At 56.5% G+C, this 315-nt stretch carries 1 rRNA gene; it reads right to left on the bottom strand.

Annotation, left to right across the window (positions count from 1 at the left end):
* Window positions 1-315 (bottom strand): 23S ribosomal RNA (locus ACUYLD_RS25560); the annotation flags it as partial.

Here is a 315-nt window from a genome sequence, read left to right as displayed (position 1 = left end):
GGCTTACCACTCCCCTTAACCTTCCAGCACCGGGCAGGCGTCAGCCCGTATACTTCGCCTTGCGGCTTCGCACAGACCTGTGTTTTTGCTAAACAGTCGCTTGGGCCTTTTCACTGCGGCCCCCTCGGGCTATTCACCCTACCGAGGCACCCCTTCTCCCGAAGTTACGGGGTCATTTTGCCGAGTTCCTTAACGAGAGTTCTTCCGCGCGCCTTAGAATTCTCTTCTCGCCTACCTGTGTCGGTTTGCGGTACGGGCACCTTCTCCTGGCTAGAGGCTTTTCTTGGCAGTCTGAGATCATGACCTTCGCTACTA

The organism is Paenibacillus sp. SER-28 (assembly GCF_052906305.1).
Note: the sequence above shows the minus strand (reverse complement) of the source record. Positions and strands in the feature narration are given on the sequence as shown.